Below are 19,247 nucleotides of genomic sequence, written 5' to 3'. Positions count from 1 at the left end.
CAGGGCTCCCGCAGGAGCCGGCCCTCAGTCGAAGTAGACCTCGCCCTTCTGGGCGATACCGTTGGCGTTGCCGGCCCAGAGCTCGGCGTGCCCCGGCGCGACGATACGCCCGCCGATCTCGAAGGCGTCCGGCGCGATCAGCGGGCGCAGGCCGCGATAGGCGAAGCGCCGTAGGCGCGCGGCAGGATTGGCACGGCAGAAGGCGCCCAGCACCAGGGTGGCGATCAGCGGACCGTGCACCACCAGACCGGCATAGCCCTCGGTGCCGGTCACGTAGGGCCAGTCGTAGTGAATGCGATGGCCGTTGAAGGTCACTGCCGAATAGCGGAACAGCAAGGTGGAGGTCGGCTCGACCGCCTCGCGCCAGTCACCCGGCGGCACCGCCTCGTCGTTGCGGGTCTTCGGCGGGCTGGGCTCGCGATAAACGATGTCCTGCTCCTCACGCACGGCTAGGCGGCCGTCCTGCAGGTAGTCATGACGCACGGTGACGAACAACAGGGCGCCAGTCTTGCCGACCTTCTCCTCGACCTGGGCGATGGTCGACACGCAGGTGGCCTCGCTGCCAACCCGCAGCGGCGCAAAGAACTCGAAGCGGCCGCCGGCCCACATACGGTTGCGGTTGTCCGCTGGCGGCAAGAAGCCGCCGCGTGCCGGATGGCCGTCCGTACCGAGGCCAACTTCGGGCAGCGGCTCTTGGAAGAACGCCCACTGCCACAAGGGCGGTAGCGGCTCGCCACTGGCTGGCGTCTGTGTGCCGAGGGTTGCGGCGATGCGTTTGACCAGATTGAGGCTCAACTGGTCATGGATCTCTTCACTGCGGCCGATCCAGGTAGAAAGGTCGATCTGACTCATGGGTAGTACTCCGTAGAGATGTCGCTTTTTGTATGCACGATCGCCAGCGATGGCAGATCTGGAATCCGAGGTTCTGTATGGATGCGTTCTGATTGACTTAACGCCGAGTGGCCTCTGACCCGTTCTGTCCGGTGTTCCGGGTAAGCTCGGTCTCATTGGTCGGTGCCGGTGAGTGGCGGTCGCGCCTCAGGGCGATCGGCCCCATCCGTGAGCGGTCCAGCTCGCCTTCCCAGGCGGCCACCACCACTCCCGCCACCGCATTGCCGATGAAGTTGGTCAGTCCTCGGCATTCGGCCATGAAGCGGTCTACGCCCAGGATCAGCACCATGGCTTCGACGGGCACCGTCGGCACCGTGGCCAGGCTCGCGGCCAAAGCGACGAAGCCGGCCCCGACCACCGCAGCCGCTCCCTTGGAGGTGAGCATCGTCACCACCAGCAGGGTCAGTTGCTGTTCCAGGGTCAGCGGAATGTTGCAGGCCTGGGCCAGGAACAGCACCGCCAGGGTCATGTAGATGTTGGTGCCGTCCAGGTTGAAGGTGTAGCCGGTGGGTACCACGATGCCGACCACGCCTTTCGAACAACCGACGTCTTCCAGTTTTTTCATCAGTTGCGGCAGTGCCGACTCCGAGGAGCTGGTGCCCAGTACGATCAGCAATTCGGCCTTGAGGTAACCCAATAGACGGAAGATGCTGAACCCGGCCTGCCGGGCAATGCTGCCGAGCACACAGGCGACGAAGAGGAAGGCGGTGAAGTAGAAGGTGCCGATCAACTTGAGCAGAGGCACCAGCGAACCCAGGCCGTACTTGCCGACGGTGAAGGCGATGGCTCCCAGCGCACCGAGCGGTGCCACCCGGCTGATCATGCCGACGATGCGGAAAAATACTTCGGACGCCTGATTGATCAGCTCGATCAGTGGTCGGGCAGGTTCGCCGATCAGCAGCAGGGCGATACCGAACAACACCGAGACCATCAGGATCGGCAGGACCTCGCCCTTGGCGAAAGCATCGAAGAAGGTACTGGGTATCGTGTGCATCAGGAAGCCAACGAACCCTTCACCATGCGCTGCCTGGTTGACATAGCCAGAGATAGCGCTGGCATCCAGGCTATGCACGTCGACGTTGAAGCCCTCGCCGGGACGCAGCAGGTGTGCCGCCAACAGGCCGATAAACAATGCCACAGTGGAAACCAGCTCGAAGTACAGCAGGGCCTTGCCGCCGACCCGGCCGACCCGCTTGACGTCCTGCATGCTGGTGATGCCGGAAACCAGGGTACAGAAGATGATCGGGCCGATGATCATCTTGATCAGCTTGATGAAAGCATCGCCCAGCGGCTTGAGTTCGATACCGGTTTGTGGCCAGAAGTAGCCAATCGCAACACCCAGCACGATGGCGATTACTACCTGAATGTAAAGGGTGCGCCCTAACTTCTTGATTGTCATTGTTATTACCCAGGTGGTGCCGCGCTTGCGGCGGAAAAAAGCCTCCACGGCACGCAGCCTGACGGCGGCGCACGGGAATCCTGTTGTGTGAGGGAAGAAGATCGAGCTCAGTGAGCCCGCGGCTCGTCGGGGAGCGACGTCCCTTCTGCGGCGCTAAGGACGCGGCGGTGCGACTAGTTCACGAACGCCGGTCAAGAGCGTACGGATGTCTGAGGTACAGGCTGTCGGCGAGGAAGAATCGAGGTGTTTCATCGGCAATTTTCCGTGCTTTGTTGTTGTTGATTGCATGATTGCCAAGCGGGGGGCGATCTGTGAATCTGGATTTCTGGAAGGAGGCGTTCGGATTTGCTTAACGCCATACAGAGAGAACACCGCCATGCATTTCGATCTGGCCGACCTACGTCTGTTCGCGCATATAGCTGAGTCGCCCAGCCTGACCCAGGGCGCGCGTAAGGCGTTCATCTCCCCGGCGGCGGCCAGCACGCGGATCAAACATCTGGAAGAGGAGCTCGGCAGCCGCCTGCTCTACCGCGACAGTCGGGGCGTCGAGTTGACGCCTGCCGGCAATCTGCTGTTGCAACATGCGCGAAGGATTCTGCGCCAGGTGGAGTACATGAAGAGCGAGTTCACCGACTACGGCAGCGAGGCTGCTGGACATGTGCGCATCTTCGCCAATACCACGGCAGTCACTGAATTTCTCCCGGAAATCCTCGCCGGCTACCTCGTCGAACGGCCTGGGGTGACGGTCGATCTGCAGGAGCGACGTCTAGCCCGCGACATCGTGCGCGGAGTACTGGACGGCTCGACCGACCTTGGGATCATCGCTGGCCCAGTGCAGACCCAAGGTCTGCAGGTGCTGCGCTTCAGCACCGACCGCCTGGTGTTGGCCACTCCACGCGACCATCCGCTGTCCCGGCGCGGCAGTGTCAAGCTGGCCGACACCTTGGAGTACCCGCACATCGGCCTGCATGAAGGCGCCACCCTACAGTACTTCCTGCGCGAGAAGGTCGAACTACTTGGCAACAGCTTCAGCCTACGTATTCAGGTCTATGGCTTCGAGGCCATGTGCCGGATGATCGAGGCAGGAGTGGGCATCGGCATCCTCCCGGAGTCCGCGGCGCTGCGCCACCAGCGCACTATGCAACTGGCGGTGGTCGAGTTGGATGAACCCTGGGTGCTGCGCGAGCGCAGCATTCTCGTGCGTGATCTAGAGGCACTGCCGAGTTTCATCCGCACCCTCGTGAACGTGATCCTGGAGAAGCCGTTGGCGGCTCCGTAACGGTGCCGCCAGCGAAAATGCCTGGGTAGCTTTACCCCTGCCAACATGCTCGAGTTCGTCCCTGGGATCATGGAGCACTCAGCGCCAGTATTAACCCTAACCCTGCAGTACCGGCGAAATCCCTATCGTGCGCCCCGCAGTGGCCCGCTTAGGTTGCTGCGCCCCGGGCGTAGTCTGGGCCGCAAACACGAAGGCGGAGGCGCCCATGACCATCACCCTCGACCAACTCACCCAGGCCATAGCCAGCGAAAGACTTGAAGCTGCCTGCCTGCGCCAGCCGCACTTCACCGCCCATGTCCTGCGCTCTCGCGCCGAGGGCCATCCTTTCCGCGACTTCGCCCACGGCACGCTCGATGCCGTGCTCGAACTTCCCGAAGGGAGATTTTCGCTGCGGATTCGCTGGGAGGCCGAAGGGCAATCACAGGCCGAGCACGGCTGGATATGCCGCGAGGCCCCGCACATGAACGGCGGCGGCATTTTCTCCGACGTACCCATTCTCGACGAGGACGGAGCCCCGCTGGCCGCCGACGCGGACGGGCTGGTGGGCCTCGCCTACGAGTTCTTCTCCTACCAGGACATCGAGTCAGCCATTACGCCGGTACTGCCGGTGCGCCCGGAGCCAGAGTTTGCACCAGGCCCGGATGCCGATCTATTCAGGCCTTGGCATGGCCGGCGCAAAAGGCGCGGGCGATGAGCAGACCTCCCACGCTCTACCTGCTGCGACGGCCCGGAGCCGCCTGTCCTGCCAGGAAGGTATCTCCCTCAACGAGAGGGCCTAAATTCCGTAGAAATATCCGCAATAATTTCCGCATACAGCAGTAATCTTCCGACCCATTATTTGTAGATAAATGCTTAAATTATAAGTCTTTTAGAGCTTTTTAATTTCTGCAAAAATATCCGCAAACGAGGTGCCATATCATGCAGCTGGTGACCGGGACGCATTGGCTTGAGCCGCTGCTGCCGTCCGATTTTCCGTCCGAGATCCTGAGCATGGCCGAGCAGCTTCCTTACCAGGCGGGCAAGCTGGCAGGGATGCTTCCTCCCGAGACCACTACCTGCGTGGGTGGCCTGCTGCGGGTGACCAGCAGCTTCTACAGCAACCTGATCGAGGGCCAATTCACCGAGCCGGTCAGCCTGGCGCCTCACGCGCCAAAGCGCAGTCGCAAAGAGCTGACGGAGCTGGCGGTGGCACACATCGGAGCACAGGAGGCATTCGAACGCGCCATCTCACGGCACAGCACAGTACCGTGGAGAGAGTTTTTCTCCCCAGTTTCGCAGCTCGAATACACCGCCGGCTGTTCGAGTCGGCCACCGAGGAACAGCTACGCCTTGCCGATGGTGACCGCCTCGTCCCCGGCCAACTGCGCGATGCCACCGAGCGGGATGTGATGGTCGGCCAGCATGCAGCTCCGGCCTGGGCGGCGGTCACGCCGATGCTCAACCGGATGCAGCAGGTCTATGGCAGCCCGGCGGACGCTCGCACACGCCTCCTGGCGGCCATGGCGTATCACCACCGGCTGGCATGGGTTCACCCCTTCGCCGACGGCAACGGGCGCGTGGTGCGCCTCCTGACGCATCTCCAGTTGCACAAGCTGAATCTCTCCTCGCCGCTATGGTCGCTCTCCCGCGGCCTGGCCCGCCGGCAGGAGCAGTATTACGCCCGTCTCGCCAATGCCGATCAGCCGCGCCGGGGCGATCTGGATGGGCGAGGCCAGCTCACCCAAGCCGGCCTGTTCGAGTTCGTGGGTTTCATGTTGGACACTTGCCTCGACCAGATGCGCTACATAGAGGCCGCGATGCGGGTCGGCCAGATGCGCGAACGCCTGGAGAAGATTTTCGCCTGGGAACCCCGGATCAGCTCGGCGGGAGTCAAGCCGGAGGTCGCCCGTGCGCTGCATGTCCTGCTCACCCAGGGCAAGGTCGGCCGAGCCGACTTCAAGGTTTTCACCGGCCTTGGCGAGCGGACGGCGACCGATCAGCTCAGGAAACTCGTCGAACTGGGGCTGGTCGACAGCCCTACGCCCAAAGCGAGGGAGATTTTCCCCGCTCTGCCGGTATGGTTCGCGCAGCAGCTTTTCCCTGACTTGCACCAGAGGCTTGGGCCGGCATTGTAGATGCCCTCTGCCCCTCGACTTGGGATTCTCGGGGTGCCCGGGCTTCAGGCTTAGATGATCGGCGCGCTCTCAACGGCATCGTGTTCGTACTGAGCACGGGCATTCCCTGGGAAGACCTGCCCCAGGAGATGGGCTGTGGCAGTGGCATGACCTGCTGGCGCAGGTTGCGGGACTGGCAGGAGGCTGGCGTCTGGCAGCAGTTGCATCAATGGCTGCTGAACGAGCTGCGACAGGCGGACAAGCTCGACCTGAGCCGAGCCAGTATTGATGGTGCCTGCGTCGCCAGCCCCCGGGGGTTCGGAAACAGGCCCCAACCCGACAGATCGAGGCAAACTCGGCAGCAAACGCCACCTGATCCCTGACAGGAGCGGTACTCCGCTGGCGCTGTGTGTCACCGGAGCCAACCGCCATGACTCCATCGTGTTCGAGTCACTGGTCGATGCCCTGCCTGCCATCCGGGGCAAGCGCGGCCGGCCGCTACGCTGGCCGACCAAGCTGCATGCTGATAAGGCTTACGACTGCCGACGCTGTCGCGAGCACCTGCGCCAACGGGGCATCCAGTCCCGCATTGCACGCAAAGGTATCGAGAGCAAGGAACGGCTCGGTCGGCACCGCTGGGTCGTCGAGCGGACCCACGCCTGGCTGGCGGCCATGGGCAAGCTACGAACGCGCTTCGAACGGCGGCTGGATATTCATCTGGCCTTGTTATGTCTGGGGTGTTGCGTAATTTGCATCAGACAATTAGCGAGGTTTTGATAGCGGCTCTTATTCGGAAACCTGGCGCACATCCAGCACGGCCCAGACTTCCCAGCCCTTCTTGCGCACGATCTTTTCGGCTTCGAGCTGGGCCTCCAGCGTGCTGAGCGAGCGTGATTTGTGCTCGAAGCGAAAGGTGGGGCCGCCGCTGGGCTTGCGAACGCTCAGCTCTACCTGGATGTAGGAGGGACGCTGTTTGGGTTTGGCGGGCGCGGGTTTAGCGGGTGCAAGCCCCAGGGCTTCGCGCATTTCGGCTTCGAGACGCTGCTGTGTATCCAAGCGGGAATATCCGTTGCGGCTGCCTTGAGGAGGGCCATTATCCGTGAGCCGGTCCCGGGCGCCAAGTTCGAAGCCGCTCCTGGCTTCGAGCCCCCGATTCGGCGCAACCGGGCCACCAGTCGGGCGAGCAGGGGCATGGAGTCGGCGTCGCCGGCTAGACCTGCGGCGAAACCACGCCACCAGTACACCCAGTTATCCCATGTGGTTGGGGCTGGAAGACCATAATGCCCATGCGCCTGCGGAGCCTCGAAAACGTCCCTCGCCGAGCGGTCGAAGGCGTCACACAGGATGATGGAAAGCGGACGAGCCATGCGGATCTCCTCACGTTCAACTCTCGGGAAGCCAGACTGATCGAACGGGTCACGCTGCGCCAACAATCTCATCGATCAGCCGCTTCGCTGCCAGCTTGACGCTGGCCGGCAGCTCCAGGCGATCACCATGTCCGTTGCGCTCGAAGGCAACAACCAGCTGCGCTCTCCAGAGCACCCCATCGGTTGTGGGGTCCGGTTCTGCTCCTTTGGCGATGGCGATCCGTGCAGCGCGATAGGCCGCCTTCCACTCTGCACGGGTGACGTTGTAGCGACCGAGGCCTGGCTTGCGCTTGAAAGGGATACCTTGTCGCAGGGGATTCTTCGGGGTGTGCCGGGCTGGAAGACGATGTGGACTGGCATTGGGATCGCATCTTTGCCGGTGCGGCGCTGACCGCTGCTGGGTATCGGCGCCGAGCTGGCCGCGCCGGAGAATCGACAAGATGGCGATCGCGTCATCATCGCCGGACGCGACAGCTTGCAAGACACAGTGAACCAGGTCGGCCAGGAGGTCACTCGGCGCAACCTCAACATCCAGCCCACCTTGACCGAACGGCCCGGCCTGCCGGTGAGGATCATCGTCAACCGCGACTTGGTGCTGCGGCCGTACCAGCCGCTGTTCTTCAACCGGGGACTTCACGATGAGTACAACCAAGAAACTGCGGCTGGGGCCGCTGCCCAAGACCGAAAACGTCAAGCTGACCTTCGCCTGCCCGGCCAGCCTGAAAGCCGACCTCGACCGCTACGCCGCGCTGCACGCGCAGGCGTATGGCGAGGCGGTCGATGCCGTGGCGCTGATCCCGCACATGCTGGAGGCGTTCATCGCTGGGGATCGGGGTTTTCGTCGTGGAGCTACGGCTTCTGGGCGATCCGCGAAAGCAGCCTCAGCGCTGATCAGTCCCGCAGCCGCGCGGAGTGAATCGGCTCTGGCCGGCGCGCCGGGCCGCCTCGATCAGTGCCGCGCTGGCCGGACTGTCCTTGCCGGCGAAAGCGTAGAAGCGCGCCGCCGGCAGTTCGGGCAGGCCATCTTCGCGGCTCAGCACGCGCAAGCCTTCGCCGCGCTGGCTGTCGGCGATGACCGTGGTGGCGAAACCCGCTCGCGCCGCCGACAGGCAGCCGGCCATGCTGCTGCTCTCGAAGACGATGCGCCAGGTGCGATCCGTCTGGCTCAGCGCCGTGACCGCCGATTCCCGATAGACGCACGGCTCGGGGAAGACCGCTAGCGGCAGCGGCTCTCCCGCCGGCAGCGGCTGATCGGCTGCGAACGCCCAGACCAGCGGTTCTTCCCACAGCAGCGTGCCGCTGCCTTCGACCCGGCTGCATTGCTTGCCGAACACCAGATCCAGGCGGCCACGCTCCTGCTGGCGCAGCAGGTCGGCGGTGATGCCAACCTTCAACTCCACCGTGGCTTCGGGATGCCACTGGCGGAAGCGTTGCAGCACCTGTGGCAGCCAGGCACCGGCAAAGTCTTCCGAGGCGCCGATGCGCAGGCGCCCGCGCAGCGAGACGCCCCGCAGCTTGGCGCGGGCCTCGCGTTCCAGATCGAGGATGTTGCGGCCGTAGGCGTACAGGGTGTCGCCCGCCTGGGTCAGCTCCAGCCGGCGCGTGGTGCGCGCCAGCAGGCTGGCGCCCGCGATCTGTTCCAGCCGCCGCATGTGCCCGCTGACGGCCGAAGGCGTCAGCGCCAGCCGCTCGGCGGCGGTGGCGAAGCTGCCACTGTCCACGATTTCGAGGAAGGTGCGCAGCAACACCGTCTCCAGCGGCGGACCATCGACGATGGGGGATATGTTCATCCTGTCATTCAACATGAAAAATCATTAATGATGAATGATTATTCTCCAATCGAATGGAGTCGTCCAGCTACGCTGGCGCATCTTCATGACGAGAGACAAGCCCATGCACAACTACCACTTCGCTTCGACCGAACGGCTCGACATCGCTCATCTCGAATGGAACCCGCAGGGCAGTCGAACCGCCATCCTGCTGCACGGCTGGCCGGACAGCCCCGAATGCTGGAAGGCCGTGGCCCCCGTCCTGGCCGATGCCGGCTACCGCGTGCTGGCGCCGGCGTTACGCGGCTTCGCGCCGACGCGCTTCCGCGATGCCGCCACGCCGCGCAGCGGCCAGTTGTCCGCCCTTGGCCGTGACCTGCTGGATTTCATCGACGTGCTCGGCCTGGCGCAGCCCACGCTAGTCGGCCACGACTGGGGCGCACGCGCGGCCGCCAATGCCTGCGGCCTACGTGACGGCGTGGCCTCGCACTTGGTCATGCTGTCGGTGGGCTACGGCACCAACGATCCGAACCAGCCGCTGGCGCTGCCGCAGGCGCGCAACTACTGGTATCACTGGTACATGGCCACGCCGCGCGGCGCGCGCGTGGTGCAGGACGAGCGCGAGGCGTTCTCCCGGATGATGTGGGACACCTGGGCACCGTCAGGCTGGTACGAACAGGCCGACTTCGACGAGGCGGCGCGGGCTTTCCAAGGCGAGGACTGGGCCGAAATCGTGCTGCACTCCTACCGCCACCGCTGGGGCTTCGCGGAGGGCGATCTGGCCTATGCCGAGGATGAAGCGCGCCTGCATCCGGCGCCGGTGCTGTCGGTGCCGACGCTGGTGCTGCACGGCGGTGCCGACACCTGCAACCATCCCGACAGCTCCAAGGGGCGGGAGGCATTCTTCCAGGGCGGCTACGAGCGGCTGGTGCTCGATGGCGTGGGGCATTTCCCACAGCGCGAAACGCCGCAGGCTGTCGCCGAAGCAATCCTGCGGTTTTGCCTGAAGTAAGTGGCTGATCCCTCGAATGCGCAGCCGAACGCTGCGCGTTCTTCGTTCTGGAGTACGGCAACCGATCAAGCTATGATGACGGACCAAGTTCGCTGTCCCTTGGCAATCGTCACCGCCACAGCGCGACCAGGCTTGCTCTCTCAAGGCTCTTATGTGGCTCCCAGCCCACAATGCCGCATCCTCTGCAAGCGGCACTAAACAGAGCTAACCTATTGCCACGCATATGGTTTCAAGGCTCGCGTGATTTGCACGAAAGGCTTGACGCCGGCCCTTTTTTGCTCGACATGCCGATGGGCTGAAGCTCGAACGCATGCAGGCCTCCCGGCAGTATGCCGGCGGCGGCTTCGCGAACACCTACCCCTCCAGCGCGCAGCGCGTGCCCGAGGGCCGGCCGACGCTGGCCGACTTCCTGTTCCGCGGCGAGGGCCGCACGCCGGCGAACCCCCACCCCATCATCGACCCACGCGCCAGCTGGGCACGCCCCGTCGAAACCGGACTGCGGGCCACTTGGCTCGGCCATTCGACCGTGCTGCTGGAAATCGACGGCCACCGGGTGCTGACCGATCCGGTGTGGGGCGCGCGCGTCTCACCGTTGCCCTTTCTCGGCCCCAAGCGCTTCCATCCGGTGCCGGTCGACATCGCCGCCCTACCGCCGCTCGATGCGGTGCTGATCTCCCACGACCACTACGACCATCTGGACTACCCGAGCATCCGGGCGCTGGCCAAGCGGCGGGTGCCCTTCATCACCTCGCTCGGCGTCGGCCTGCATCTGGAAGCCTGGGGCATGCCGGCCGAGCGTATCGTCGAGCTCGACTGGTGGGAGCGCACCGTGCTGCCGGGAGGCCTAGCGATCACCGCCGCGCCAGCACATCACTACTCCGGACGTGGGCTGCGCGATCGCAACGTGACGCTGTGGTCGTCGTTTGCCCTGCGCGGCGAGCACCATGCGGTGTTCTTCAGCGGCGACACCGGGCTGTCGCCGGCCTTCGCCGAGATCGGCCGGCGGCTCGGGCCCTTCGATCTGGTGATGCTCGAGGTCGGCGCCTGCCACCCGGCCTGGGGGAATATTCACCTTGGGCCGGACAACGCCCTGCGGGCCTGGGCGCAACTGGGCAGCGGGCGTTTCCTGCCGGTGCACTGGGGCACTTTCAACCTGGCGATGCATCCCTGGGCCCAGCCGGCGGATGTGCTGCTGGCGCACGCCTCGGAGGGGCTGGTCATGCCGCGCCTGGGCGAGCCGGTCGAGCCGGCCCGGATCGAGGCGGTGGAGCCGTGGTGGCGTGGGGTGGCCGAGGGCGATTGGCAGGACGATGCGCCGCAGGAAGCCGGGCCTCTGGTGCAGCCCGTCCAGGACTAGCCGCACCGCGACACGCGCCCAAGGCGATGCCCGGCCAGCGCCTTGGGATTTTTCGGCTGGCAGGTAGCATGGCCTGCAACCACCATTGCAGCGCATGCGCGAGGCCAGACACATGCAATTCACCCACGAACAGGAGCCGGCGATCCGCTCGCAGGCCAGAATCCTCAAGTGTGGGATGACAATAAAGTTTCATCCTAATCCACCCCTGAAAGCCGCTATTTCTGGCGGCTTTTTGCTTTCCGGTTCAGCTAAAGTTTCATCCTGAACAGGCCTAACCCTGAGTAATCCCCAGAAATTTTCCCGAAAAATCAAATAGGTAGGGCTTGAAGAGGCCTGCATGGGCGGGCACGTTGGTTGTCGCCAAACAAAAACAGCGTCTCCAGCCCCATGCAGACCGTCCAATTCTTGCACGATGCCTTCGCCAAGGCACTCCTCACGATCCATGCCCGCCGTCTCGAAGCCCTGATGGCCGCGGTGGCCGCCCTGCTGCAAGGCCGCTGCCTGAGCCTGACCGCGCTGGGGCGCTTCCTGCCCGGCTCTGCCTATCCCAAGCATGCGATCAAGCGGGTCGACCGCCTGCTCGGCAACCGGCAGCTGCAGGCCGAGCGGGGGTTGTTCTACTGGGCCATGCTCCGCGCTCTGCTGGGCTCGCTCAGGCATCCCCTGATCCTGGTGGACTGGTCGCCGATCGATGCCGCCGGCAAGCTGTTCCTGCTGCGCGCCGCGATCCCGTTGGCCGGACGTTCGCTGCCAGTCTGTGAAGTCGTCCATCCGCGCGAGGGCTGCCCGCGTTGCCAGAAACGCCTGCTCGAGGCGCTCGCGGCGATGCTGCCGGCCGGCTGTACGCCCATCCTGGTCACCGATGCCGGCTTCCGGCGGCCCTGGTTCCAGGCCGTCGGAGCCATGGGCTGGTATTACGTCGGCCGTGTGCGCAATCGCGATCTGTGCCGATTCGGCGAGCAGCCCTGGCAGCCGGTGAAAAGCCTGTACGCCCTGGCCTCGGCATCGCCGAAACGGCTCGGTTGTCTCGAAATGACGCGCTCGGCGCCTTGGTCCACCCCGCTCTACGCGGTGAAGCAGGCGCCGCGGGGGCGCAAGCACCGGCGCGTCACCGGAAGCGTGGCCCGGGACAAGCGCAGCCGGCAAAACGCGCAGCGCGAAAGCGAGCCCTGGCTGCTGGCCAGCAACCTGCCCGAGGCGCAGTGGAATGCCGCGCAGGTCGCGGCGATCTACAAGCGGCGCATGCAGGTCGAGGAAGGCTTCCGCGACCTGAAGAGCCATCGGCTGGGGTTCGGCCTGGAACAGCATCGAAGCCGCTGCCCGCGGCGCATCGAGATCCTGCTGCTGATTGCCGTGCTGGCCAGCTATGCGCTGTGCCTGCAGGGCCTGCAGGCGCGAGAGGCAGGGCACGAGCGGCGCTTTCAGAGCAACAGCGTCAAGGACAGGCACGTGCTGTCGCTGTGGCGTAAGCGTCCGGCCAAGTCATCTGGTTTGAGCCCGCCAGGCTAAGAGATGGTGTCCACCTATTTATCGTGGACACCATCTCCAGGCTTTCAAGCGGGAAATCATGCAGCGTCGTTCCTATTCCACGGCCTTCAAGGCTCAAATCGTGCAGGAGTGTGGCCAGCCCGGCGCCTCCGTCGCCAGCGTGGCGCTGAGCCATGGCATCAACAGCAACGTTGTCCATAAATGGATACGCACGGCTCGCAGCCAGGCGGTTGAAACCCTGCCGGCGTTCATCCCGCTTGCGCTTGAATCGCCGGCGCGAGCGGAGTGCTCATCCAGCGCGGACATCCGTATCGAAATTCCTCATCGCCGTACGACCTTGACCGTTCACTGGCCTGCGGGCGATGCGCAGGGCTGTGCCCGGTTCGTGCGCGAGATCCTGCAATGATCCGTATCGATGCCATCTGGCTCGCCACCGAACCGCTGGATATGCGGGCCGGAACGGAAACGGCGCTGGCCAGGGTGGTGGAGGTCTTCGGTGCGGCGAAGCCACACAACGCCTACCTGTTCGCCAACAAGCGGGCCAACCGCATGAAAGTACTGGTTCACGATGGTTTCGGTGTCTGGCTGGCCTCGCGCCAGCTGAACCGAGGTCGCTTCGTCTGGCCGGGCAGCTGGCAGGGTGCCCAGTTTGAACTGAGCGCCGAGCAGCTTCAGGCACTGGTGGTCGGGCTGCCTTGGCAGCGGGTCGGATCGGGGGCCGAAATCCGCCTTTTATAGTTGGCCGTCAGGTGCCCCATGCCGCGCAATTGACCGAACGGTCTATCGTCGATGGCGATCAAGGCAGGCACACTCGGCGCCATGACTTCTGCTTGCTTCGACCATCTGACTCCCGAGCAACTGCGCGAACTGGCGGCGCAGTTGACGCAGCAGGTCCATTACTACAAAACCCGCGGCGAGCAGCTGGCTCACGAAATTGCCGTCCTCAAGCGGCATCGGTTTGCCCGGCGCAGCGAGCAGCTCAAGGCTGCCCAGCTCAGCCTGCTGGACGATCTGCTCGATACCGATATCGCGGCCATCGAAGCCGAGCTCGAGGAACTGGCTCCAGCTCCCGCCGCTACCGAGCCACGCCGGCAGCCCAAGCGCACGGCCTTGCCGCCGCAGTTCCCCCGCACGCTGATCCATCACGAGCCGGACACCACGCAGTGCTCCTGCGGCTGCCAGCTCAAACGCATCGGTGAAGATGTCAGCGAAAAGCTCGACTACACCCCGGGCGTCTTCACGGTGGAGCAACATATCCGCGGCAAATGGGTCTGCGAACGATGCGAAACGCTGATCCAGGCGCCGGTTCCGGCCCAGGTGATCGACAAGGGCATCCCGACTGCCGGGCTGCTGGCCCAGGTCATGGTGGCCAAGTTCGCCGACCATCTGCCCCTGTACCGGCAGGAAAAGATCTTCGGCCGGGCCGGTTTCGCCCTCCCGCGCTCGACCCTGGCGCAGTGGGTCGGCCGTTGCGGCGTGCAACTGCAACCACTGGTCGATGCGCTGCGGGACATAGTCCTGGAGCAGAACGTCGTCCATGCCGACGAGAGCCCGGTGCAGATGCTCGCGCCGGGCATGAAGAAGACCCAGCGCGCCTACGTCTGGGCCTACGTTCCCAGCCCGTTCGCCGGGCTGCGTGCGACGGTCTACGACTTCAGCCCCAGCCGTGCCGGCGAGCATGCCCGCACCTTCCTGGGCGACTGGAAAGGCAAGCTGGTCTGCGACGACTTCGCCGGTTACAAGGCCTGCTTCGAGCGGGGCGTGACCGAGATCGGCTGCCTGGCCCATGCCCGGCGCAAGTTCTACGACCTGCATGTCGCCAACCAGAGTCAACTGGCCGAGCAGGCTCTGCGTTACATCGGTCAGCTGTACGACATCGAGCGCGAGGTGCGCGACCTGCCGCCCGACGAGCGATGGCGAATACGCCAGGAAAAAGCCAAGCCCATCGCCGATGCCCTGCACGGCTGGATGCTCACCCAGCGCCGGTTGGTGCATGAAGGCACGGCCATCGCCAAGGCACTCGACTACTGCCTCAAGCGCTGGACGGCCCTCGTGCGCTATCTCGATGACGGGATGGTGGCGATAGATAACAACTGGTGCGAAAACCAGATACGCCCGTGGGCCATCGGCCGCGCAAATTGGCTGTTCGCCGGCTCACTGCGCAGCGGCAAGCGTGCGGCCGCCCTGATGACGCTGATTCAATCGGCACGCCTGAACGGGCATGATCCGTATGCCTATCTGAAAGATGTGCTGACCCGGCTGCCGACGCAGAAGGCCAGCGAGATCACCCAGCTGCTGCCACACAACTGGAAACCTTCCTGCAAGGTGTGATGCCCGGCCGCTTACGCTGTGGCGGCTGGGACTGGAGTATGCACGCACTTATGCGGGAGACATTTCCCGGGAGAGGCTGCGGGAGCTGGAGTTGGCTCTGCGGCGGGAGGTCCACCGGCAAACGCAGGAACGGGGGTGATTTTGTGGGATCACTCAGGGCCTAACCCTGCTGAAAGTAGCCTCGCAGTGAAAATAAAGAATCATCCCAATGCTTGGCTACTGGATCGAACTCGCCATTTGTGACCGGAAGCGACCCATAGCAGCCGGTCAGGGCGTCTACGAAACAAGGGGCGGTTCAATTGGCACCCGACTGGTATTTGCGGTCAGGGCTTATGCCTCTCGCCTGGCGGGGGAGCAAATCGATGGTAGCTGAACGCCTCTAGGCTGGAAATGAGCTACTCCACTACCGTGCCTAGTCAACTCAGGCTGGTTAGAGAAAAGCTGAAAAGTGGTGGGCTACGAAGCGGAGAGCTGGCTGAAGAGAGGGGCGAAGCAGCTTGGTATCTCCCAGAAACGAAAACCCCGGCTCAAGGCCGGGGTGGGTGTTTCGTGGTCTTTGCAAGGAGTCGTAAGCTTTCGCTCATTGGAGCTCAGTGCCAACCTCTGGACCGATGCTACGAGTGGTTGACACCTGTGTCAACCCCCATTTATACAGGCGCCTCGCCGAGAAGGAAGCCGAGCATGCCGCATAGCGTCCAGTATAGACCCTTGCTGATCGATGAGCTGATCAGCTCTCACAGAATCGCTAGCTACAGCAAAGTTTTTTCCACAACCAACGACGCGGAGCTGGTCGGCGCCTATCTGTGGAATTCCCATGTTTGTGCGGCGCTCTACCCATTGCTGAGTGCGGTAGAGGTCACCCTCAGAAACTCCATAGATGCCGCTCTCATGGCTGATCTTGGTAAGTTTTGGTGGAAAGCAGGGAAGCTGAAATATAAGAGCTTTACCCCTGGTGCTGTTACGCGACCATATCCTATTGATCGCCTTACCAAAAATTTTTCGACGGCGTTCAATGTGGCTAAAACCGAAAGAAAGGAGCGCGGTGGCAAGGGGAGCCCTGATCATCAGGAGGTCGTTTCCAAAACCGATTTTTCGACATGGGAGTTCATTCTTGAGAATGAATACATGGGGAACAACCTGATCTGGCCCAAGCACCTAGGGCGGGTGTTCAAAGGGCAGTGGCCTACTACACAGGCTGCCACCATGCTCGCGGATTGCAAGAACAGAGTTTGCTTAGTCCGAAAGTTTCGGAATCGTGTGTTCCATCACGAGCCCGCATGGAAGCGCTTCGGAGTCACCGATGAGCAGCAGGCGGTGGTTCATTTGCATGAGAAAATCGGCAAAATCACCGAGCTGATTTCGTGGATTTCGCCGGAAAAAATCGATTTGCTTGAGAAAAGCGGCGTGATCAGAACCGCTTACCGAGCGTGCTCGGTAGCTGAGATTGAACGGTTCAAATATCAGTCCAAGACGAGTACGGTCAACAGCATGGCTAAGCTCATCAAGGTTGCCGAGGCGGCTAGCCTTGGCAATAAGGTTGTCAAAATTGCGGTCTACGGGAGGCGCAAAGCGGTCTACACCATGCAACCAGCCTGATGCTGACGTCGTTAGGCTGGGGGTGCTTTGTCAGGTCGGCTACAAGAGATGCCGCTCTAGCAACCCGCATCAGCGCTTATGGCCCGGTGAAAATCCATTGTCTTGGCCAAGAGGGATTAGCTTCTTGGCTGGAGCGCAAGCCACGACAATTTTCACTTTGGCGCGACGTAGTACCGCTTCGACGCCTCGCGAAATTTTTTATTCAGATCTTGAGGTGTGAGCTGGCCTGCCTCAGTAAGTTGGTTGAAGAGCTTTTCATCCATCAGTACAAGATCGGGACTCACTGGCAATGCGAGGAATCTTGCTTCAAGCAGCTCCCAGTTTGAATCAGGGAGGATAAATTTTTCTCCGGATGTTGAGTAGGGCACCCAGACGGTATCTTGTAGAATCGATCGCCATTTGATGAAAATCAATGTAAGTAACTGGGCCACAAGTAGCCGGGACGTGGCATGAGGGTCACTTATTCCCCTGAAGACCCGGACGGTGTCGTGAACCTGTTCCACCTCATCTTTTTCAAGCTCTGATTGGGTGGGTATGGAAGGTAGTGGTTCCATGACGGAGTCGCTATATAGTGGTCGCTTCTTGGCGGCACAATGGGCTCGTGCGGCCAGCATGACAAAATATTCCGTAATGATCTGGTGCTTGATGCTCCCTTGGCTCCTGAGAATGCTTAGCTGTTCTTAGTAAAGGTCTTCAGTAGATTTAATCATGCCCTGCTCGGCAGGCTGCTCCCACAGCCTAGCTACGACAAACGCATCCTTAGGCGCCCTCTGGAGAGACTCACCGGTTTTCTTGTCAATCACCGATAAAACCTTCTCACCACACAGCCATTCCGCTAGGTGCTTTTGGGGGATCACATGCTGGTTGACGGTGATCTGATGGGGGTTCCTCACGCGCTCGCTATTCTCGCCGCGAGTTTCGCTCGGTTTTTCATGCGGGGAGTGATCTTTATGGTACATGTGCTGTTCCCTAATGGTCGTCGTTTCTAATCCCTGCCCATGAGGGGGCAGCTTCTGGCCGCTTGTTGTCTGTAACGACCGGCCGGTTTGGATCGGCTAGCAATCATTCGGCGATATCGGTGCTCCTCTAACCAGAACAGTTGCAAGCTTTAGCTCCTTCATCTGGAGGCGCTAATCATGAACGCAACGCCTATTAATGCAGGGCATCAGCCCTGGAATAAAGGAAAACTGGTTGGTCAGAAAGCACCGCTTAGGCTCAAGGATATCTGGGCCATCCGTGTCAGATTGCAAATCGCTGAAAAAACGCGCGATCTTGCACTTTTCAATCTGGCAATCGATAGCAAGCTGCGAGCCTGCGATCTGGTCAAGCTTCGAGTCCGGGATATAGCCCATGGGACCGAGTGGCGTCACGTGCCATTGTCATGCAGCAGAAGACACAACGCCCTGTGCAGTTTGAGATCACTGAGCAGACAAGGGACGCCGTAGGAAACTGGATTCGGCACGCAATGCTCCGTGCGGAGGATTTTCTCTTTCCGAGCCGGCTGCACGATTCTGATCACCTATCTACCCGACAGTATGCGCGCATCGTTGATAGCTGGGTAACGGCGATCGGCCTGGATCCCACTGCGTACGGAACCCATACGATGCGTCGAACAAAAGCCTCACTGATCTACCGACGGACGAAGAATCTTCGAGCTGTCCAGCTACTGCTAGGCCATACGAAGCTCGAAAGCACGGTGCGATACTTGGGTATTGAGGTCGACGACGCGCTGGAGATAGCTGAACAGACGGAGGTGTGAGCCAGGTCGGCTGGCGACCATGAGCTCTGTGGTCGCCAGCACGGCCAAGTGCGGTGTTCGTGGTTCGTCATCGAGGGCCGGTCAGAAATGAGGGCGGACGTTGAGAGCAGCCTGGAACACGGCTGCGTTCAACCCAGAGGAAACGGCATAGGATGGAGAGGTGGAAGGTAGAAGTTACCGAAAACTGCATGGCTGGCTGAGCTATTGATTGCCTTGAGTACGTCATTGACGTATGCTCTGCCCATGCTGACTATCATCGAATCTCCGCTGTTCACCAAGCTCTGGCCCGATTACTGGACGGAGGATGAACGTGGTGCCTTCATGACCTTTCTCGCCAGCAACCCCGAGGCTGGTGCTGTCATTCCCGGCTCCGGTGGTTGCCGCAAGGTGCGCTGGGGGATCGAAGGACGCGGCAAGAGCGGTTCCGTACGCGTCATCTACACTGCGCAGTTGGCCAGCGGAGCCCTGGTGGCCCTGTTGATTTACGGCAAGGGCGCTACCGACAACATTCCGGCGCATATCCTGCGCAAGATCGCCAAGGAGATGAATCATGCCCCTGACTGAGAAAGAACTGCTTGAGCGAGATGCCAAGCGCAACATCGGCGAGGAGCTGTTGGCCGCCATTGTCGATGTCAAGGCAGGACGCCACGGCGCCGTGCATCGCGTGGAATTGACCGAGGCCGCCGAGGCGCGCAGCAAAACCGGGCTGTCGCAGCCGAAATTCGCTGAGTTGCTGGGAGTATCGGTGCGCACCCTGCAGGAGTGGGAGCAAGGTCGCCGCTCGCCATCTGGCGCTGCGCGCTCACTGCTGCATATCGCCGCCCAGCGTCCAGACGTGTTCCGGGACGTACTTTCGGGTTGAGTGCGCACAGAGCAGAATGAGAAAACTGCTCAGATGACCAGCAT

20 protein-coding genes and 5 pseudogenes are annotated in these 19,247 nt (G+C 62.3%); 19 read left to right on the top strand and 6 right to left on the bottom strand.

Annotated elements, in window-relative coordinates; translation table 11 throughout:
* Positions 1-24 precede the first annotated feature (24 nt).
* The gene (locus tag Atro_RS23755) at positions 25-852 is read right to left on the bottom strand and encodes an HTD2 family dehydratase (protein ID WP_089170124.1); all 828 of its coding nucleotides are present in this window, start codon (positions 850-852) and stop codon (positions 25-27) included.
* 97 nt (positions 853-949) lie between these two features.
* Positions 950-2,290, bottom strand: coding sequence for a dicarboxylate/amino acid:cation symporter (locus Atro_RS23750; RefSeq protein WP_497927880.1), 1,341 nt, complete (start codon positions 2,288-2,290; stop codon positions 950-952).
* A gap of 376 nt (positions 2,291-2,666) precedes the next feature.
* On the opposite strand from Atro_RS23750, the gene Atro_RS23745 reads away from it, so the two are divergent.
* From Atro_RS23745 to Atro_RS23725, 5 genes are all read left to right on the top strand, one after another.
* Entirely contained in the window at positions 2,667-3,569 is a 903-nt protein-coding gene (locus Atro_RS23745) for a LysR family transcriptional regulator (RefSeq protein WP_089170125.1), read from the top strand.
* 205 nt (positions 3,570-3,774) lie between these two features.
* On the top strand, positions 3,775-4,263 hold the full coding sequence (locus tag Atro_RS23740; RefSeq protein ID WP_497927879.1) for a hypothetical protein: 489 nt from the start codon (positions 3,775-3,777) through the stop codon (positions 4,261-4,263).
* A 224-nt stretch (positions 4,264-4,487) separates the two neighbouring features.
* Positions 4,488-4,958, top strand: a complete 471-nt coding sequence (locus Atro_RS23735; RefSeq protein ID WP_497927878.1) for a hypothetical protein — start codon at positions 4,488-4,490, stop codon at positions 4,956-4,958.
* Positions 4,853-5,683 (top strand): Fic family protein, encoded by an 831-nt coding sequence (locus Atro_RS23730; RefSeq protein WP_497928010.1) that lies wholly within the window; start codon positions 4,853-4,855, stop codon positions 5,681-5,683. The genes Atro_RS23735 and Atro_RS23730 overlap by 106 nt, the downstream gene beginning before the upstream one ends.
* Positions 5,677-6,439 (top strand): IS5 family transposase gene (locus Atro_RS23725; protein ID WP_497928009.1). Its coding sequence is split into 2 segments (ribosomal slippage): positions 5,677-5,972 and positions 5,971-6,439, totalling 765 coding nucleotides; the frame shifts between segments, so codons are not numbered across the junction. Before Atro_RS23730 ends, Atro_RS23725 begins: the two co-directional genes overlap by 7 nt.
* A 9-nt stretch (positions 6,440-6,448) precedes the next feature.
* Here the strand turns inward: Atro_RS23725 and Atro_RS23720 are convergent.
* Positions 6,449-6,688, bottom strand: coding sequence for a hypothetical protein (locus Atro_RS23720; protein WP_497927877.1), 240 nt, complete (start codon positions 6,686-6,688; stop codon positions 6,449-6,451).
* 662 nt (positions 6,689-7,350) lie between these two features.
* On the opposite strand from Atro_RS23720, the pseudogene Atro_RS23715 reads away from it, so the two are divergent.
* Positions 7,351-7,660, top strand: a pseudogene (locus tag Atro_RS23715) (TraB/TrbI/VirB10 family type IV secretion system protein); the annotation flags it as partial.
* 7 nt (positions 7,661-7,667) lie between these two features.
* A pseudogene (locus tag Atro_RS23710) lies at positions 7,668-7,886 on the top strand (DUF2274 domain-containing protein); the annotation flags it as partial.
* A 24-nt stretch (positions 7,887-7,910) separates the two neighbouring features.
* Here Atro_RS23710 and Atro_RS23705 read toward each other — a convergent pair.
* Positions 7,911-8,819 carry a LysR substrate-binding domain-containing protein gene (locus Atro_RS23705; protein WP_497927876.1) on the bottom strand — a complete coding sequence of 303 codons (909 nt, stop codon included), beginning with the start codon at positions 8,817-8,819 and terminating at the stop codon, positions 7,911-7,913.
* Positions 8,820-8,922: 103 nt separating this feature from the next.
* On the opposite strand from Atro_RS23705, the gene Atro_RS23700 reads away from it, so the two are divergent.
* The 9 genes and pseudogenes from Atro_RS23700 (at position 8,923) to Atro_RS23660 (ending at position 16,582) form a co-directional block, all read left to right on the top strand.
* Positions 8,923-9,810: an alpha/beta fold hydrolase gene (locus Atro_RS23700; protein WP_497927875.1), complete on the top strand. Its 888-nt coding sequence runs from the start codon at positions 8,923-8,925 to the stop codon at positions 9,808-9,810.
* Between the two features lie 310 nt (positions 9,811-10,120).
* Positions 10,121-11,167, top strand: coding sequence for an MBL fold metallo-hydrolase (locus tag Atro_RS23695; protein ID WP_497927874.1), 1,047 nt, complete (start codon positions 10,121-10,123; stop codon positions 11,165-11,167).
* Positions 11,168-11,279: 112 nt separating this feature from the next.
* Positions 11,280-11,432, top strand: a complete 153-nt coding sequence (locus tag Atro_RS23690) for a hypothetical protein (RefSeq protein WP_497927873.1) — start codon at positions 11,280-11,282, stop codon at positions 11,430-11,432.
* A 122-nt stretch (positions 11,433-11,554) separates the two neighbouring features.
* Positions 11,555-12,634 (top strand): annotated as a pseudogene (locus Atro_RS23685) (IS4 family transposase); the annotation flags it as partial.
* 100 nt (positions 12,635-12,734) lie between these two features.
* Entirely contained in the window at positions 12,735-13,061 is a 327-nt protein-coding gene (tnpA, locus tag Atro_RS23680; RefSeq protein ID WP_497923361.1) for an IS66-like element accessory protein TnpA, read from the top strand.
* Complete coding sequence (tnpB, locus tag Atro_RS23675) at positions 13,058-13,393, top strand: IS66 family insertion sequence element accessory protein TnpB (RefSeq protein ID WP_497923359.1); 336 nt, start codon at positions 13,058-13,060, stop codon at positions 13,391-13,393. The genes tnpA and tnpB overlap by 4 nt, the downstream gene beginning before the upstream one ends.
* Before the next feature lie 81 nt (positions 13,394-13,474).
* The gene (gene tnpC / locus Atro_RS23670; RefSeq protein ID WP_497927609.1) at positions 13,475-14,986 is read left to right on the top strand and encodes an IS66 family transposase; all 1,512 of its coding nucleotides are present in this window, start codon (positions 13,475-13,477) and stop codon (positions 14,984-14,986) included.
* Positions 14,985-15,125 (top strand): annotated as a pseudogene (locus Atro_RS23665) (IS4 family transposase); the annotation flags it as partial. The gene tnpC and the pseudogene Atro_RS23665, both read left to right, overlap by 2 nt.
* A 542-nt stretch (positions 15,126-15,667) precedes the next feature.
* On the top strand, positions 15,668-16,582 hold the full coding sequence (locus Atro_RS23660; RefSeq protein ID WP_497927872.1) for a CAAX protease: 915 nt from the start codon (positions 15,668-15,670) through the stop codon (positions 16,580-16,582).
* Positions 16,583-16,734: 152 nt separating this feature from the next.
* Here the strand turns inward: Atro_RS23660 and Atro_RS23655 are convergent, their stop codons facing one another.
* Positions 16,735-17,196, bottom strand: coding sequence for a hypothetical protein (locus tag Atro_RS23655; protein ID WP_497927871.1), 462 nt, complete (start codon positions 17,194-17,196; stop codon positions 16,735-16,737).
* 66 nt (positions 17,197-17,262) lie between these two features.
* Positions 17,263-17,541, bottom strand: a complete 279-nt coding sequence (locus Atro_RS23650; protein ID WP_497927870.1) for a hypothetical protein — start codon at positions 17,539-17,541, stop codon at positions 17,263-17,265.
* A gap of 177 nt (positions 17,542-17,718) precedes the next feature.
* Between Atro_RS23650 and Atro_RS23645 the strand changes: the two are divergent.
* The 3 genes and pseudogenes from Atro_RS23645 (at position 17,719) to Atro_RS23635 (ending at position 19,203) form a co-directional block, all read left to right on the top strand.
* Positions 17,719-18,341, top strand: a pseudogene (locus tag Atro_RS23645) (tyrosine-type recombinase/integrase).
* Positions 18,342-18,584: 243 nt separating this feature from the next.
* Positions 18,585-18,905 carry a transcriptional regulator gene (locus Atro_RS23640; protein WP_317687272.1) on the top strand — a complete coding sequence of 107 codons (321 nt, stop codon included), beginning with the start codon at positions 18,585-18,587 and terminating at the stop codon, positions 18,903-18,905.
* On the top strand, positions 18,892-19,203 hold the full coding sequence (locus tag Atro_RS23635; protein WP_165894149.1) for a helix-turn-helix domain-containing protein: 312 nt from the start codon (positions 18,892-18,894) through the stop codon (positions 19,201-19,203). The genes Atro_RS23640 and Atro_RS23635 overlap by 14 nt, the downstream gene beginning before the upstream one ends.
* Positions 19,204-19,247: the final 44 nt, after the last annotated feature.

It is taken from the genome of Azotobacter tropicalis (assembly GCF_059739045.1).
This window is presented reverse-complemented; position numbering and strand designations above follow the sequence as displayed.